Here is a 16,252-nt window from a genome sequence, read left to right on the forward strand (position 1 = left end):
GAGGATTTGAGAGCGAAAGCAAGCGCTGGAGTTGGGGAAGCCTCTCAACAACACACCAATTCGGAGCAATTTAAATCACACGACAGTAATTGTCGTAATCGCAGCGACGAAAGAACGATTTTTACCATTCTCTTCGTGCAGCCTTCAGATCCCTCAACATCATCCCGGCTATTCAGGCTGATCCACGAATGCGGACTGAACCCGCAAAGAGCCTTCCACAGATTACCAATCATCGAGAAACCGGGAAGAACCCCGGGAATCCACAACCATGCGAGAACCCAAATCCTCCCTAGCTCAAATCGTCTGGATCGATAATTCGGAACGAAACGACACGGAACTTCCGACCGAAAGTCTCATTGATCTTTGATAGATTGCTTACGTCTTCAAAATTCTCGACACTACTATCAACGAAATCAGGAATCCGTTCAACAATGGCTTCCACATAAACCCGGGATTCCACATCCCCGGAGGCATCCTGCCGATCTCCATAAGATCGAATTGTAAAAGTATCACTACGGACCGAAAGAAGCGGGCCGAGAGAAGTCAGAATATCGGCCTGATCGACGTATCCCGGGGCGGCCACGGACTTCACCCCCGCCTCGGCCTCAGGAAAAGGGAAACCATCGCTCTGGGCATTGGCCAAACTCAGGGATCGACCCCCTGTACGATAAGCAGAATTGATGGAGACTGCCGGGTTATCCAATGCCGTTTGCAAGACGCCCGAGACCGCAACGTTTGGATCCGTTGAAATCCGGCGGTTCACAAAATCGGCCAGCGACAGAAAGGGACCTCTCAGACGAACCTGTTCGACGATTTCGGTTGCCAACTCACCGATCTGGAGGTCGCTCAAGGTCCGAAAACCGACCCACTGCGCCGGATCTGCCGGATTGCTGAGAGTTGCCGGATCGATCTCCCCACCCGCAGCTGCCGTCCCAGCGGCAACGACTGCATTGCTGGTCGAACTTGAACCTTCGGTGAGGGTCGCGGTTGCCGAAATACCATTCACCGGTCGGACGGGCATGGAGAGGCCTTTGAGCCCTCCGATCACCGCTTTCCAGGCCTCAACCGAAGTAGAGTTCACATTGAACATGCCATCCATCGTTAGGTTGGCACCCACCTTTTCGTAAGCATCACTCCGTGGCTGTGCTCCAGAGAATAGTGTCGAAATGATTCCTGCGGGATCGTCTTCGGGAAACGGATGAAATCGGCCATTGGGCAAGGAAACGGAAGGCGCCCCATTTAATCCTACAAAGGCTTCCAACCGATCCAGTTGCTCGGAATACGCTGCCCCGCTATTCTTATAGGCCGGTTGCGAAAAGGGGTCGATGGATGAGAAGAAGTAGTCATCCCAGAGAGCTTCGTTTGCCAAGTAAGAGTGGTCCGCATAGGTGATATCTCCGGCGTCCGCAGAGGTGGCGCTGGAGGGAATGACCGAAGGTGCAAACGAATTTCCGATCGCTTGGATCAGAGTGGGCTCGGCATGACCGTCGTCCCAATTCTTCCCTCTCCCATCGGGAACAAAATTTTGCGCAGCCCCCAGAGAATGAATGGGGGATTCAGCGATGGTGTAGGCCACCAAATTCGAGACTCCCTCACCCGCACCATAAGATCCACCAAAATAGCCGAGTCCATCGACATCCATCTCAATCGCCCCGCCCAAACTGGTAAGAGGTCGCATTCCTACCTGCCATGGGAAAGCCAGTTCGATGTCGGCATCGTCCTTCATGTTCATTTTCAACCGATAGGTCGCTGGATTGAAACGAAGCAAACTCCGCCCCGTCCGCCGTTCACCCGGGAGGCCGGAAAAATTTGGATCGGACTCAGTCTTCGCTCCAAATGAGAAGATAGACAACGGCCATTTTTGAGGCGAATTCGTAATGGGGTCGATGACCGACAGAGCCGATACGGAAATCGAATAAGATGGATCCAAAGGGATGCCGGGAAACATTTCCGGATAATTCGTAGCGCGAATCGTATTAGGAATGGTATCACCAATAACGTGAGATCCATATTGAACGTGAGACCCGTAGGGAGGCTCTCCAAACAAATTCCCCAACATTACCAACCCGTAATGCAGAGCACTGTCATTGCGATCCATTTTGAAGGTCACCTCGGTGCTTCCATCCAGACCGGTAAAATCGTCCAGCAGAACCTTATAGCCTGAACCGTTTTCCCAACCGATTCCCGCCGAGAAGAATTTGATATCTATACCTTTGTGTTTTTGCATAGTCGCCCCAAACCCCTGTGATTGTATCTGGACTTCTCCGGGGCGGATCACCGTGTCCTGCGATTTTCCCAACTTCCCACTCACGAAATTGGGCGAGAGAACCTTGTCCAACTCAACGTCTTGAGGAACGCCATCAAGATAAAGGGTCAAATCATAGGGAGGTCTCCACACCTTAAAGGTAGAAACCACCGAGTCCGGAATTTGTAGAGCAATATTGCTGGGATTCCAGATCGTAAAAATCGGATCGGCCACCAAATACAGATCATACTTTCCCGTCGCACCATCCTCTTCCGCAATCAGCGAAAAAATGATTTCGCATTTGAGTTGAGTAATGTGCTTATACGCCAAGAACGGATCGTTCGCTGCCGCGGTCGGAGTAGGTTCTGCGACCAAAAATGGAGTCTCGGACGCGATAAGGTTCCCATCTTCATGAGAGGGAGGAGCAATGAGATACTGAATCTCCCCCCACACATTGAAATCACGCCATAGCTCGAAAAAATTGAACCCGTCCACGCCATTGGTGGTGTATAAGGGCGGAAGTGGATCCCCGAGTTCCGCTTCCAAACTCGCCAAAGGTTGCTGCAGCAAGAGGCTGAGATCCTTCCGAAAACCGCCCGACCGAACATCCGTCACCATCCCGTATGCATGCAGTGTGTAGTCATGAAAAGAAGGCGTGCCATCAAGATCGAGTCCTGGGTTGATGAATCGGTATTGCCCCTCAACGAGGAGACGATCCCACACCGGAGATCCGGGGGCCACCCCAGTCCCCAGAAAAAACTCGTGAGCCGCACGAGGGGCGGACATCAACTGGCCCGAGGCCTCTCTCGGATTTGCTGGTGCATCCAATCGATTACCCAGCTGCGCTTTGATATTCTCATCTCCCACCCACCAGGCATAATCCCCCAGATCCGCGACGGGCTCCAAGCCAGCTTCAACTGCTCCGGAGACCTCTACGTTTCCGTCAAACTCTGCAGGGACGAGAGTCACTAGGGACGAAGCCAAACTGGCTCCATTGGAAACCGTATCGACTTTATCCAGAACGGTCTCACTCCCCGAGAGTAACCAACGACGAAAATTGGGTTGTGGCCGCGCAGTTATGCTGTCGCTCCAAGAATCAAAAACCCCCGTCCAGTGCTTGCGAGCCGAAGTATCTGTGTCCGAAAGGCGCTGGCTCCCCGGAGCACTAATTCGCTGGTCCGGTCCCAATTGCTTCTGCAACTCTCCCAGCCCAATCATAAAGCCGAGCCGGGCATTCTGCTCAGCCTGCAGTCGGTCCATATGATTGGATGCAGTTCTCAATTCTACACTGGAGATACTAGCAACACTGAGGAGCAGCAAGAGAATGAAAGCCATCAAACTCAAGCTAATGACTAATGCAAAACCGGAGCTGCGAGAATCTGTAATTTTTCTTTCCATCATCCTGCTTTGAAGAATCGGTGCGCTTTCCCGATCATCGGAATTCATTGATCGCCCGATAATCAATCCTCCCACTCGTGGAATTTCGGTAAATAAAATTATAGACGCGAACATGACTCTGAAAAGGCCATCGACCGCTACAGAATATTTTGGCGCCCCCTCCCTCGACGGGTTCATACATTCGTAATCCATACCAAGACTTCCCTTCATACTCGGGAGCTTCGACAATCAGCGGCTTGAAGGGGTAAACCACTGAAACGTCGTCATTGAAACGGGCGGCAATAGGAACGTCCAAAGTGTTGAAGAAAAGAGTCGCCCCCCCCTTAAAATTCTCCTCAGAGGCATCGATCGGATATCCTCTCAGTTTCCCGTTTTCTGGAAGAAGTAACACCACTTGATCCACGTTTTCAGATTCAAGAGTAACCTTGGCAACCATACGAAAACCCGACTGAGTGCCTACGTCCTTCGCCCAGAGAAAGAGAACCGATCCGGAGAGAGGGATTGCTTGGCTCAAACCACGTCCTCCGACGACAATCGGACCCTGCGGGCGGACCGTAGTCCCTGCCTGCCCTTCAGCAGAGAGCGGCTCGTCACTGTAATATAGATTCAGAGTATAGCTTTGCTCGGTCAGTAAGATCAGCCGGATATCGGGAGACTCCTGATCCAACACCGTCCCCTCGAAACTGGATTGCGCGCTCGATCCCGCTACGAAAAAGCCACAACTTGAACCAGCGACCATGATCACCGGGAAAATCATCAATCGACGAAGCCTAGCTAAGGAACAAGAGAGTAAACTTCTTAGATTCATAGGCGAGTAAGACAAAAGGGTTGAGAGGACAACTGGGTAGAAGACGAAATCAGAAAGCGGGGAATGATATGAGGCAAGGTCAATGTAATGCATTTCATCGTAAATAAGAGGCCTTCCCGGTCAAGTGAAGAGCCCCAAATTACACCGGAAAAACGACTATGTTATTTCGATAGACCGGTGGCATCCCCGGAAAAGAATCACCTAGCTCTAGAACCAGACCCCGACAAAAACTTGAATATCGAGTAAACCGTTCGACTTCATTCAAACCTATGGACAAACCTCGCGGAACGATTTCGCCCCCACCGGGAAATATCGAGCGGCCCAGTCTAGGATGCTGAAGTCGAAGAAACCGAACAAGGAAGTAGCGTTTCAACTTGGGATCCAAAACACTGCTGCCTACACCCATTGTTTCAAGAACGAGACGGGAATCTCTTCCAGACTCTTCTGGCGATTTCCTCTGCTTCAAACCTAAAGGCTTGGACTATCGACATCGAGATGGGAAATCTGAATATCATCATCTTTACCCTCACTGTGGCTCTGCAATTCAATCAGGCACTCTGTCCCTCCAATATTCTCAAAGGTATTATCCCGGACAGTAAACGAGTAAAATCCCTGCGGTCCCCATATCATGCTGCGTCCGAAGGCAACATGCACACCGTTATGGCGAAGATCGGTAAACTCATTCCCTTCGATGAGCACCCTGCCCCGGTCGCCCCGTCTCAGAGGCGTACCAAAGAGGATTCCCGAATGTGCGATGTGCTGTCCGCAATCGACGATCCGGTTACCACGAACGGTCAACTCGTTCATGGCCCAACCCATGCCGGGTTGGTAAACATACACACCCGAAAGGTAAGTATCCTCAATCTCATTATCCAGTAGCTGAACCTTTCCGGAAATGACTACCAAACCGGCGCCCTCCAAAGTGCCAAGAATTCGGTTTTCGGAAACGGTGACATAATCGCTGTCACGAATGATCGAACCATAGGAATCAATATGGATCGCACTGTCGCGCGTCTCACGAATTTCGTTACGGCTTAGCGAGATCTGGCAGGCCCCTTGCAGACGGATTCCATATTGACCGGAGCCTTCAATCAAACAGTCCACAACGAGTCCCTCATTTACATTATCCAGTTGAATCGCCGGCCCCTCTCCGCCTTCCGTGGAAACATACTGGGCCAGCACGCCACGACATCCGGAGAAATCGAGTAAGGCCCGGTTTCGACGAAGCGGAGCAGTCTCGTCGGTAGTCAGCATCAAACTCTGCACCGCGACATTCTCACAACCGATGAAGCGAAGTCCCTGATGATCCAGACTCTCAAAGATTAGCTTGCTGCCTGGTCCCTCTCCCTGGATCCGAATATTATTTCGTCCTGCAATGCGGATGTGTTGGCGGATCTTCGTAAAGGGGAAAGTGGCATACTCCTCCATCGGCGCAATCCGGTAGATTCCCTCTGGAACGAAGAGCGTCCCCCCTGCCTCGGGGAGCGCGGCCAGCGCGGTCTGAAATGCCTCCGTGTCATTGTGAACCCCATCCCCCAGGGCTCCGTAGTCACGAACATCCACAAACTCTTCTCCGATTCGCTCCAAGATATCAGTCGAAGTCGGCGCATCAAAATCGGTGTAAGCAGTCTCTTCACGCGCAAATGCATAGACATCGAAATACTCGGGATCGAGGTCCTCAACGACAAAGCCAGCTGCTATCTCTTCCCCGGACCCCTCATCGATCGGTGCCTGGGAGACAAGGTTGCCGAGAACAACTGAGTCCTCGAATTTACCTCCGAGCAAAATCGGTTTAGCGTTTTGGACAAATGTATTTCCTTCAAAGAAGATGCTCGAAAAAGCGACTTCATCCGGGGTCTCCCCCTTCAGGAAAACCAATCCCTCCGCCTCAGACAACTCAACCCGGTTTCCCTCCATAGAGGCACCTTCCATGCCCTTCATGCGCAGCCCCATTCCTCCTGGACCATAAATGCGATTCCCCGCCACAGCAGCAGGCCCTCCCGTGAGTTTCAAAGCGGACGAATAGTGAGATTCTGAGTGGTATGGACGAGGATTTCCCGAACGGGCCGCCAAACCAGAGCGCACCAATGTATTGTCAATCACCGTATAATCCCGAAGCAGCCCATAGGAGGCTATACCATTCCCATAAGTTCTCTCGATCCAGTTCCCTTCGACTCGAATCGATTCGCCCGCCATAATAAATCCCCGGCCAAATCCAGGACCAATCAAGGTGTTCTGCAAAAAGCGATACCCATGACTCGGAGTATCCCGATGCTGTTTATAGTAAATCATGGAGGTGTTATCATCCATGGGCTCTTCCATGTAATTGTAGGCGACGGTTGCCTCATCACAGTTGTCCACCTTGACGTTGTCCGCTCGCGTATTCCGGATGTCACAATCAACAACCCAGATGTTTTTCGAAAAGAAAAAGCCGAGACCCAGATCCCCCTGATCCACATAAACATTAATCAATTGAATCTGATCCGTTTTAGCCGTCCGAAAGGAATTTCCCGTTTTCACATCACCACCTCGGCGCTGTCGATTGAACGGCGTCTGCGTAATTGCCAAGTCTCGCAACGAAATATTTTTCCCACCCGTGATCATCATCGCGTTTGAATGGAAGGCGTAATGAGGAAGCGTCTTGGTAAATTCGAATTCGAGAACCGACTCCATCCCTTCTCCGACAAAGTGGATATTCTCCAGTCCTTCCCCTCCTCCCGGATGCCAGATGTTGCCAGGCTTTGATTTCCCATAGGCACGGATCATCGAAGCAGGATTCGACTCATCCATCTCGAAATGATAAGTTCCTTTCGGAATGAAAAGAACGCCGCCCCCTTGCGACTGCAACGCTTCAACGGCCCTCTCAAAATAAGGATTGGCGATCTGCTCACCATCTCCCAAAGCGCCCAAGTCTTTTACGTTTACAACTGGCATACTTGCGTAGTCGATACGCGGCATCTCCTCGAGCCCTGTCCTTTCATAAAAGGAATCCGGAAGATTCTCCACTGCAGCAGCGGAATTCGCCATCCCAGAAACCACAAGGGCTAGAAAAGCAAAGAAATATGTGGGAAGGCCAAGAGTCGATTTTTTGAGAGAAGCCATTACTCGGGGAATTAAGGGTTAAACCAAAAGCCTTAATGAAATGCATTACATCGTCAAACTAAATCTTCCCTTTCACCTCAAGTCTCTCACGACGTGAGGGTATTGATTTCACGCCGATCTAACTCAATCTGGACATTCTATGCATCTCCCTCTCCTATCGAAACTACTGGGGAAATTTTCCAGTCATATCCTGAGTTCGTAGCGCCATGAGAAAAGGTTGGACTCATTTGTAGTCCAAGAAGTTTCCCCCTGAAAGAGAATCTCCGAAGCAAATCTTGACAGGAAGAAGATTCACACCAATGTAACGCATTGCAAAAATATTGAGGAACCGGATGCCTAATCTCAATCCGGGCGAACCATGCAAGCCATAAGGAATGCGCCCCAAATCGATCCTCGGATCGCAGAGCGAGTCGAACACTTTCTCTACCGCGTCCCGGAAGAACACTACGACTTCGAGATCAATCCAAACGACAGACAAAATCTAATCCAACACCCGCCTAAAACGACAACCTTCACTCAATACGCAGCCAACTGAAACAATGGATGATCCAAACCAAGGATCCTGCCCTCAGAACCTTTGAATGCTACCTCAAGAAATGAATGCGCACTATGCACCCATGGTTCTGGGCAAGTTCCATGCCGTGGCAATATTCTTGAACGACATCGCCAGCGCTGAATTCATGGCATGAAACTCCGACCATCAATATAACTCTCATAGACCCTCTCATCCCGAGAAAAAGTCAGAACCAATAACATTCCTTCCCCAATCAAGGCCTCCCTCGAATCTTCCTCTTTCAATTCGACTCAAAACAAACAGCGATCGATGACAACGCATATTCAGTACCCACGCCCAGAGGCTACCGCGCAATCCGTGTTTACCCAAGAGATGGTCGACATGGCAACGGCCCACATTCTCAGCTGGCGACAAGCCGTCGGCAACTTCGGAACTCTTCTCCTCCATGCTTGCTGGGGAGAATCGTCCAGCCTCCAACGGCGTTACCACGGTCAAACCGCTCCAGGAACCTACCCCCGTTTTCAGGGCATGCGCGCTCTTTTTGATTACACTGGAGACGAAACTTGGCGTTGGCAGGCTGACGACATCATCGCCAATATTCTATTCCTTCAAGAGCCTGGCGGAGGCTTTCGGCATGCGGCAAACGAAGGGGAGCCCATCTATTCCTCCGACCCAACCTGCCCCATCCACCAAGGCCTTCCCCTTCTCACTTTGGTTGAATATCTGGACTGGTCCGGCGCCCTCGAAGAGCGGAAGCCAGCAGTGGCCGAAGCCATTGAGAAAAACCTCGGATTTTTGGCCCGCGACTGGTGGAAAAAGGGGAATGTTTGGTCAGGTCCCCTACCCGACGCCGGATTCTGCGGCGTAACCAATCAAGATTTGGTCGTTGTTGCGGCTATGGCGCGCCATGCTCAAATAACCGGTGAGGATCATTTCTACAAAACCTACGGAAAACCGACCCTCGATTTCTTTCTCTCCCCAAGATTTTACCACGAGAATATCGGCCTTTTCGAACGAGGCGACAAACCCAACTTCACCGAGCGCACCGGCTATCATGATCTCGTTATTCGGATGTTGGAGATCACTCATCATGCCACCGGCGATGAGCGATTGCCAGCCGTCCTCGATAATGTGTGTAATCACCTCTTCGATGCAGTTTTCACCGATTCGGAGGGTTGGACCTATTTCGGCTGGGGCGCTGAAACCGACCCTGACGACAAGAGCTACGTAAAGTCATGGACCCGTAACCCTCAGGTGATGACGGAAACTCCTAAACTCCTTCTTTGTCTCAAAGATCATTTGAGGCGAAATCCAAATCCTGACCAGCAAAAGACCTTCGACAAAATCGAACAGACTATGGCCGCCTATGTTTTCTCTGACGGCTCGATTCCCCTCACCCTCAATGGAGACGACGACCTCTTCAAAGTAACCAGCACTCCGCTTCAAATCTGGAGCTACGCAATCCAGTATCTCGGCAAAAAACTGAAGAGCCCAAAGAGAACCCAGATCCCATGCATTCATCGCTCAACAGGTCGCGTTTCCTGGAGATGCAATCAAGACCTCTGGACCATCGAGGTCGATGGCGTCCGACAGTTTGGAGGTCTGAAATCCAATCCATCTGCCGTGGTCATCGGACCGGAGGAAACGCTCGCTGGAGCCGACTTTGATCGACTTGCGGAACCGAGTGTCATCGAAAAAATTTGACCCATTTCCACCTTCAGATCTCCGATCAGTCTAGATCGGGACGATGGAATCCACCCGCCCGCTACACCTCAAGAGTCCGTTGGACTTCATTCGCAATAGAATCGCGGCGAGAGAATCTATTAACCCCATCGCACAATCCTATTCTCTCAGACCAAACCATGTTCCGAAGATCCCAGAGTCAACAACCTCCCACCCAGCTACGCCGAATGTTTTTTAGATCGCCCAGATTTCAATATCTTCAAGCGAGTTAGCCTGCAGTATGGTCGCCGAATACTCCTCTAGCGTCTCCTGCGAAGTCCAAAACAACTAAAAAGAGCGAGTAGAGAGATAGTCATCGAGGAGGACGACATTTCCGGAATCGAGGAGGTAATCACGATATTATCGTAGGCTTGGAAAGCGTTCCCTTTGATTTGGATTTTGGAAAAAGAATTGAAAGTGGAGTCAGTTACGGATCCTAAAACGCTACCATCTACCGATATCGTAATCGTGCTCGTCGCCGAATCCCATGATGCTTCAAACAAGGCCATCCCCTCGCCTCCATCAACAGTTGCCTTGTGCCCCGAATTTAGTTCCAGGGTCAACGAGTCCAACACTGAGCTGTCATTCCAACTTTCGACGGCCCCTGTCTGCTTCTCTATGGTCACGAAGCCTTTACCTCCATAGCTCGTTTCGGACCCCGAATTCCACGTAAATGCGTATCCTCCCGTACCCGCATCATTCAGCATCGCAAACCAAGTATACCTTTGATAGCTCGTGTGGATCACATTATAAGAAACCGTCCAGTCTTGAGTCAGTGTGGTTCCTATATCATGCTCAACAATCACATTGCTGAGTGAAAGATACGGCTGGTCGGGATCGACCCCAGCATTCGTCCCCAAATTGACAGGATTCCCACCCGCAGACGTGACAATGGGATAGGCAGCCCTCAGGGCGTCATTGTTGGCGTAATCAAAGGTATCTTCAAATACTGTACCCGCCTGCAAAGCGCTAGTAGCCAAAAAGGCAGTCAGAAGAAATGGGGTATATCGTCCCGATCGGTTGAGTCGTGTCATAGGGGTAATCTCCTTTTTTGGATTAGATTCGAAAAACGAACGTAGCAAAACTCCAGCTAAGCGATGCGTCAATCCAAAATGTAATGCATTTCATAAAATAGGCAAAGATCTCGGTATTCATCCATTCAGAAACTCGTGATGGCAATGATCTGCCGAAGATTCGATAGAGAAAAATAAAACTGTGCTTGAGGCAGAGAATCGGGCAACAGATCGATTTCCGCCGACCTCACCTATCCGGCGTCGGCAAATCTGGATCGGCTCGCATCCACTAGAGAGATCCACTGGAAGGCAATTCAGCCAAACTACGCCATGAGCTCTATTTTTTCCTCAACTACAGCATCCAGAGGGGGTCGGCTGGAGAGATATCTCTCCGCCTCATCCACCGCAAAATCTCCCATTCGATAGCACTCGTTTCCGATCGACCCAGCTATGTGAGAAGTCAAAAAGACGTTGGGTAGCCGAGCAAACGGAGAAGCGTTCAAATTCTCTTCTTCCGTCAGAACATCGAGAACAGCGAAGAGATCCGGTCGATCTTTGACCACATCATAAACCTCTGACTCAGCCAAAAGCCCCCCTCGCGCCGTATTGATCAAGACTCCACCTTCCGGCATCTGTCGAACCAACTCCCCGGTAATCATTCCCACGGTGCTCGGGAGTAATGGGGCGTGCAGGCTCACTACTTTCGATGAGCGAAAGATCTCTCGCAAGCTATTGACCCGCTGCACCCCAAATTCGTCAAAAATGGCCGACGGAGCATAGGGATCATACCCGAGGACATCGAGATTCATAGAGAACAGCCTTTTGCAAACAAGTTGCCCAATCGCTCCCAACGAGACGATCCCTACGGTCGATCCGTGATACACTCCCGGACTCAGATCTCGGTTCACGGTTTCTCGATTGCTACGAATGGCGCGATTGTCGAGCCACGCTCGCTTAAGAGCAAAGACGACCGATGCTACCGTATAATCGGCAACCGGAATCGCATTGGCCCGGAAAGAGCTCGTCAAGAGAATCGAACGCTTCCAAAAGGACTCCGTCACAAAATACCGAACCGAACCCGCGCCATAAAAAAGGGCTTTTAGATTCGGCAGAGCATCGAGAAGCTCCTCATCCATTTTCGGACAGCCCCATCCGGAAAAAACGATTTCCACTTCGGAAAATGATCCTGGGGAGGCAAGGATCTCTTCTCGGCCATAAACCAACCCGTCGCTCTCCGTTAAAGTATGAATGCGATCACGGGCTTCCCGCCGGTAAATGAGGTCGCATGCCTTTTGATCCAGGAGATATATCGAGCGAGGCGCCATTATTGGAAAACTACTGAAGAAAGGAGATTCTGATACCGCAAAATGAAATGCATTACATAAAAAGGCCGCAACGACAAAATGAACGAAATCTGAATCTTCCGAATTTTGGCCTTTAGATTTTCTTCAACTCAGTCATTCGAGCGACTGATTCCCGATGAATTACGGAACCTTGAACCGTTTGGCCAAACCCCTCGCCTGAAATTTCTCCTCCATCCTCTCCCGAGCGGCTCTTCTTCATCAGTTTCAGAAGAGTCTCTGCACTTTTGCGGGCGACCTCCCGATATCCGGTATCCACCGTAGTCAAACGTGGAGTGAGCACTTCACCATACCGATAGTTCCCAAAACCCATCACGGAAATGTCTTCCGGAACCGACAACCCGCATTCACGAATTGCTCTCATCGCTCCGGCGGCAACATCATCCGTAATCCCGACAATTGCAGAAGGGCGACGTCCAGACTCAAGGACCCGCTTCATGGACTCGTAGCCACTCTTCATATCCCACAAGGAAGCAACGAAGCGTTCTTTCACATTATCAATTCCATACTCTTGCATGAGGCGCCCCCAATCCCCAAACAGGCTATTCCCCCAACTCGCTTCGGGACCGGCGAGGATGAGGATGTCCCGATGCCCCATTTCTTCCACGAGATAGAGAAGAGCCTTACGACTGACCGCTTCGTCATCCAAGTGCACATGAGGAGCTTTCACACTTTCGCCGTACGCACTCAACAGGACGAAAGGGGTCCCATGCTCCCGAAGCTCCCAGAAATGCTTTTCTCCCGCATTATAATTCACAGTCGAGACAATCATCCCGGAAACCCGGTATTCGACGGCATTGTGTAGGCACTCGATCTCCCTCTCGATATCCTGGTCCGTATTGTAGAGAACCGTCGAATAACCATTGCTGAACAAGTGGGCCTGGATCTCAGAAATCAAACGAGAAGTCGACTCCGCCTCGCTGTTCCCGATGACAATCGCAACCAGGCGAATTTTTCCCTGAATCACACCGTGAACCAGTTGATTGGGTCGATACTGCAATCGATTCGCCAAATCCATGATGCGCTGACGTGTCTTAACATCAACCACATCCTGATTCCGCAGAGCTCTGGAAACCGTTGCAGTCGACACACCGGCCAAATCTGCAATTTGTTTCATCGATACGATCTTTCCCGCCATCACCACAGGAAATATAGCCGATCCACTATCTTCAACACTGATTTTACAAATTTGCTTTGGACATCGGATAAAACCTGAAATAGACCTTATCTTGCAATGCATTTCAATCGAATTTTACCATCCAATCGAAAACTAAAGCCCAAGACAGAAGAATGCCTACCACCGCCAATTCCACCCTCAATGTAATCTACATCCATACCCACGACATGGGTCGATACATTGCCCCCTACGGCTTTCCTGTTCCCACACCAAATCTCCAGGATTTCACCCGGGAATCGACTCTTTTCCGCCAGGCTTATTGCTGCGCCCCCACCTGTTCTCCGAGTCGGGCGGCGCTCCTCACTGGACAGACGGCGCATGAATCGGGCATGTGGGGCCTAGCTCACCTTGGGTTCACACTCGAACATCCCGAACGGCACCTAGCCGCGTTTCTCCGTGAAAAAGGTTTCGAAACGGTTCTCTGCGGCATTCAGCACGAATTCAGCGATGAGGCTGAAAAACCGTACGATTTCATCTACGCCGAACAATAAACGTTCTAGCCGAGCCGAGGAACGAGGCTCGGACTTGAACGATGGTTGGACAAGCCGCTGAGCGCCTTTGGTCTACGGTCGGCTTATGCGTTTTCTATCAGGCTCGTTTTTGCCTGACCGTTTTTTCCGGGCCGGAGATGACGGTTGGTTTTGGGTAGGTTTTCGAGAGATCGAGCTGACCCGGGGTAGTGGCGAAGGGCGTCCGATCGGTTTTTCGGGTCCTTATCTGTCGTATTTTTGGGATGGGCACAAAGTAGCTGGGGCTCCGGCGGGGCATCGACGGAGATCAACGGGGTGCGGCTGGTCATGGAAGAGTTCATGCGGCCACGGCGTGGAAGAAGTGTTCGTTACGATGGGCTGGAGGGGCCCGGGGCATCTTTTTGATTTTGCGCATGGGGCATCCGCAGCGCGGGCAGGCGATCTCCCGTCCATGGACCGGTGTGGATTCCGGGGGTGGTTGGAGTTTGGCATCGAGCAGGAGCTGAAGCCATAGCAGGTTGGAGTTTGGCATCGAGCAGGAGCTGAAGCCATAGCAGGCGGGGCTTGCCCCGTGCGTGGAGGAATCCGCGGTAGCGGATGCGGTGGAAGCGCTCGGGCAAGGCGTGGAGGAGGAACCTGCGGACGAACTCGACTCCGTTCATGACCCGGGGTTCGAAGGATCCGGTATCGCGGTTTTTGATACGGATACGGACGCGGTTTCCCTCGAGGGCGAGGATACGATGATCGGAGATGACGCTGCGACGGATGTATTGCCCGAGGATGGCGGTTGGTTTTGGGGAGGTTTTCGAGAGATCGAGCTGACCCGGGGTAGTGGCGAAGGGCGTCCGATCGGTTTTTCGGATCCATTTCTGTCGTATTCATGGGGTGGGCACAGAGGAACCGGGCTCCGGCGGGGCATCGACGGAGATCAACGGGGTGCGGCTGGTCATGAAAGAGTTCATGCGGCCACGGCGTGGAAGAAGTGTTCGTTACGATGGGCTGGAGGGGCCCGGGGCATCTTTTTGATTTTGCGCATGGGGCCTCCGCAGCGCGGGCAGGCGATCTCCCGTCCATGGACCGGTGTGGATTCCGGGGGTGGTTGGAGTTTGGCATCGAGCAGGAGCTGAAGCCATAGCAGGCGGGGCTTGCCCCGTGCGTGGAGGAATCCGCGGTAGCGGATGCGGTGGAAGCGATCGGGCAAGGCGTGGAGGAGGAAGCGGCGGACGAACTCGACTCCGTCGAGGGTCCGGGTTTCGAAGGATACCGTATCGCGGTTTTTGATACGGATACGGACGCGGTTTCCCTCGAGGGCGAGGATACGATGATCGGAGATGACGCTGCGACGGATGTATTGCCCGAGATACTTGACGGCGTTCTCGCCGTTTCCGGCCCGGTCGACATCGGCGTTCCAGTCGGTTTTGGCGAGCTTCCAGAACAGTTCGTCTCGGATCGGCCCGTGGTCCCGGAGGGCGTTCGTCAAAAGGGTGCGCAAGCGGATGGCCAGTGGCTGGGCGTGGATAAGGAACTTCGGACTCTTCGGATGCTTGAGCTTCCAGCGCTCATCCAGACCAACGGCCGGGACGACGTAGTGGACGTGGGGATGGAAACGCATGTCCTGGGTCCAGCTCTGGTAGACCCCGAAGAAGCCGGCATGATCGAAGCGGCATCCGCGTGCGGGGTCGGCGAGGAGCTCGTTCAGAGCCCGGGCGCTGCAACCCATCAGCAGCTCCATAGCCTGCCGGTTGCCCAGCATCACGGACCGTAACTCCGAGGGCACCGTGAAGGTGACGAGGTAGTATGGAACTGGCAGGAGCTTGCCGAGTTGCTTGCGAACCCACTCTTGGGTATCGGCGGCTCCGCAGCGCGGGCAGAGCCGATGATTGCAACTGTGGAAGGCGTGGTGCTCGTGGCCGCATCCACAGGCATAGCGATGGCCTCCCAGAGCCGGGGTGCGGCACTGGAGGATGGCCTGCAAGGCCTTGCGCTGTTCCAGCCTCATGCGCGAGCCGTATCGCTCCCAGTAGGCCGGAGCGAAGCGCTCGATCACTCTGGCCACGGTAAGCGGGCGTGACTCGCCCTCCCGCGGGCAGCGCAGCTGCCCGATTCCGGACACTCTTAGCGGCGCAGGATCGGCTTGACCAGGGCGTCCACGTAGCCGATGGCCTCGATGTGATTGATCGGAGTGAGGTGGGTGTAGACGGTGGTCGTCTCGATGTGGGCGTGGCCGAGGTAGGATTGCAGTTGGTGCAGCGGCACCCCGGCAGCGGCCAGATGAGTCGCGAAGCTGTGTCGCAGGTTATGACAGGTGACCGCTTTGGTCACCCGCTCGGCCCGGGCCGCGGCCAACAGGCGCGTGCGCAAACTGTGCGGGTCTCCCGATTCACTACGTTCATTCCCCTACGGCGGGACTGTGAGCATCGGCTCGTCGGCCCGGTGCATGCG

The 16,252-nt window shown here is 52.6% G+C and carries 12 protein-coding genes; 3 read left to right on the plus strand and 9 right to left on the minus strand.

All coding sequences use genetic code 11. From position 1 onward, the window contains the following. Positions 1–289: 289 nt before the first annotated feature. The 3 genes from H5P30_RS21765 to H5P30_RS21775 form a co-directional block, all read right to left on the minus strand. Positions 290–3,580, minus strand: a complete 3,291-nt coding sequence (locus H5P30_RS21765) for a hypothetical protein (protein ID WP_185695029.1) — start codon at positions 3,578–3,580, stop codon at positions 290–292. A 97-nt stretch (positions 3,581–3,677) separates the two neighbouring features. Further along, entirely contained in the window at positions 3,678–4,400 is a 723-nt protein-coding gene (locus H5P30_RS21770; protein WP_185695030.1) for a hypothetical protein, read from the minus strand. A gap of 519 nt (positions 4,401–4,919) precedes the next feature. Next, a complete protein-coding gene (locus H5P30_RS21775; protein WP_185695031.1) occupies positions 4,920–7,553 on the minus strand; it encodes a right-handed parallel beta-helix repeat-containing protein in 2,634 nt (877 codons plus the stop codon). Between the two features lie 358 nt (positions 7,554–7,911). Here H5P30_RS21775 and H5P30_RS21780 point away from each other — a divergent pair, with 358 nt between their 5' ends. Next, positions 7,912–8,088, plus strand: coding sequence for a hypothetical protein (locus tag H5P30_RS21780; RefSeq protein ID WP_185695032.1), 177 nt, complete (start codon positions 7,912–7,914; stop codon positions 8,086–8,088). A 288-nt stretch (positions 8,089–8,376) separates the two neighbouring features. Then, positions 8,377–9,771, plus strand: coding sequence for a hypothetical protein (locus tag H5P30_RS21785; RefSeq protein ID WP_185695033.1), 1,395 nt, complete (start codon positions 8,377–8,379; stop codon positions 9,769–9,771). Positions 9,772–10,049: 278 nt separating this feature from the next. On the opposite strand, the gene H5P30_RS21790 is transcribed toward H5P30_RS21785, so the two are convergent. The 3 genes from H5P30_RS21790 to H5P30_RS21800 all read right to left on the minus strand — a co-directional run bounded on the left by H5P30_RS21790 (position 10,050) and on the right by H5P30_RS21800 (position 13,280). Further along, a complete protein-coding gene (locus H5P30_RS21790; protein WP_185695034.1) occupies positions 10,050–10,823 on the minus strand; it encodes a hypothetical protein in 774 nt (257 codons plus the stop codon). A 302-nt stretch (positions 10,824–11,125) separates the two neighbouring features. Further along, the gene (locus tag H5P30_RS21795) at positions 11,126–12,127 is read right to left on the minus strand and encodes a hydroxyacid dehydrogenase (RefSeq protein ID WP_185695035.1); all 1,002 of its coding nucleotides are present in this window, start codon (positions 12,125–12,127) and stop codon (positions 11,126–11,128) included. Between the two features lie 112 nt (positions 12,128–12,239). Then, entirely contained in the window at positions 12,240–13,280 is a 1,041-nt protein-coding gene (locus H5P30_RS21800; protein ID WP_185695036.1) for a LacI family DNA-binding transcriptional regulator, read from the minus strand. A gap of 173 nt (positions 13,281–13,453) precedes the next feature. Between H5P30_RS21800 and H5P30_RS21805 the strand changes: the two genes are divergently transcribed. Next, a complete protein-coding gene (locus H5P30_RS21805; protein ID WP_185695037.1) occupies positions 13,454–13,831 on the plus strand; it encodes a sulfatase-like hydrolase/transferase in 378 nt (125 codons plus the stop codon). A gap of 347 nt (positions 13,832–14,178) precedes the next feature. Here H5P30_RS21805 and H5P30_RS21810 read toward each other — a convergent pair whose 3' ends face one another. The 3 genes from H5P30_RS21810 to H5P30_RS21820 all read right to left on the minus strand — a co-directional run bounded on the left by H5P30_RS21810 (position 14,179) and on the right by H5P30_RS21820 (position 16,171). Next, entirely contained in the window at positions 14,179–14,688 is a 510-nt protein-coding gene (locus H5P30_RS21810) for a transposase (RefSeq protein ID WP_185695042.1), read from the minus strand. Between the two features lie 80 nt (positions 14,689–14,768). After that, entirely contained in the window at positions 14,769–15,923 is a 1,155-nt protein-coding gene (locus H5P30_RS21815; RefSeq protein ID WP_185695038.1) for an IS91 family transposase, read from the minus strand. 2 nt (positions 15,924–15,925) lie between these two features. Further along, a complete protein-coding gene (locus H5P30_RS21820) occupies positions 15,926–16,171 on the minus strand; it encodes a tyrosine-type recombinase/integrase (protein WP_185692353.1) in 246 nt (81 codons plus the stop codon). Positions 16,172–16,252: the final 81 nt, after the last annotated feature.

Origin of the sequence: Puniceicoccus vermicola, assembly GCF_014230055.1 — a bacterium.
GTDB classification, from domain to species: Bacteria; Verrucomicrobiota; Verrucomicrobiia; order Opitutales; family Puniceicoccaceae; genus Puniceicoccus; species Puniceicoccus vermicola.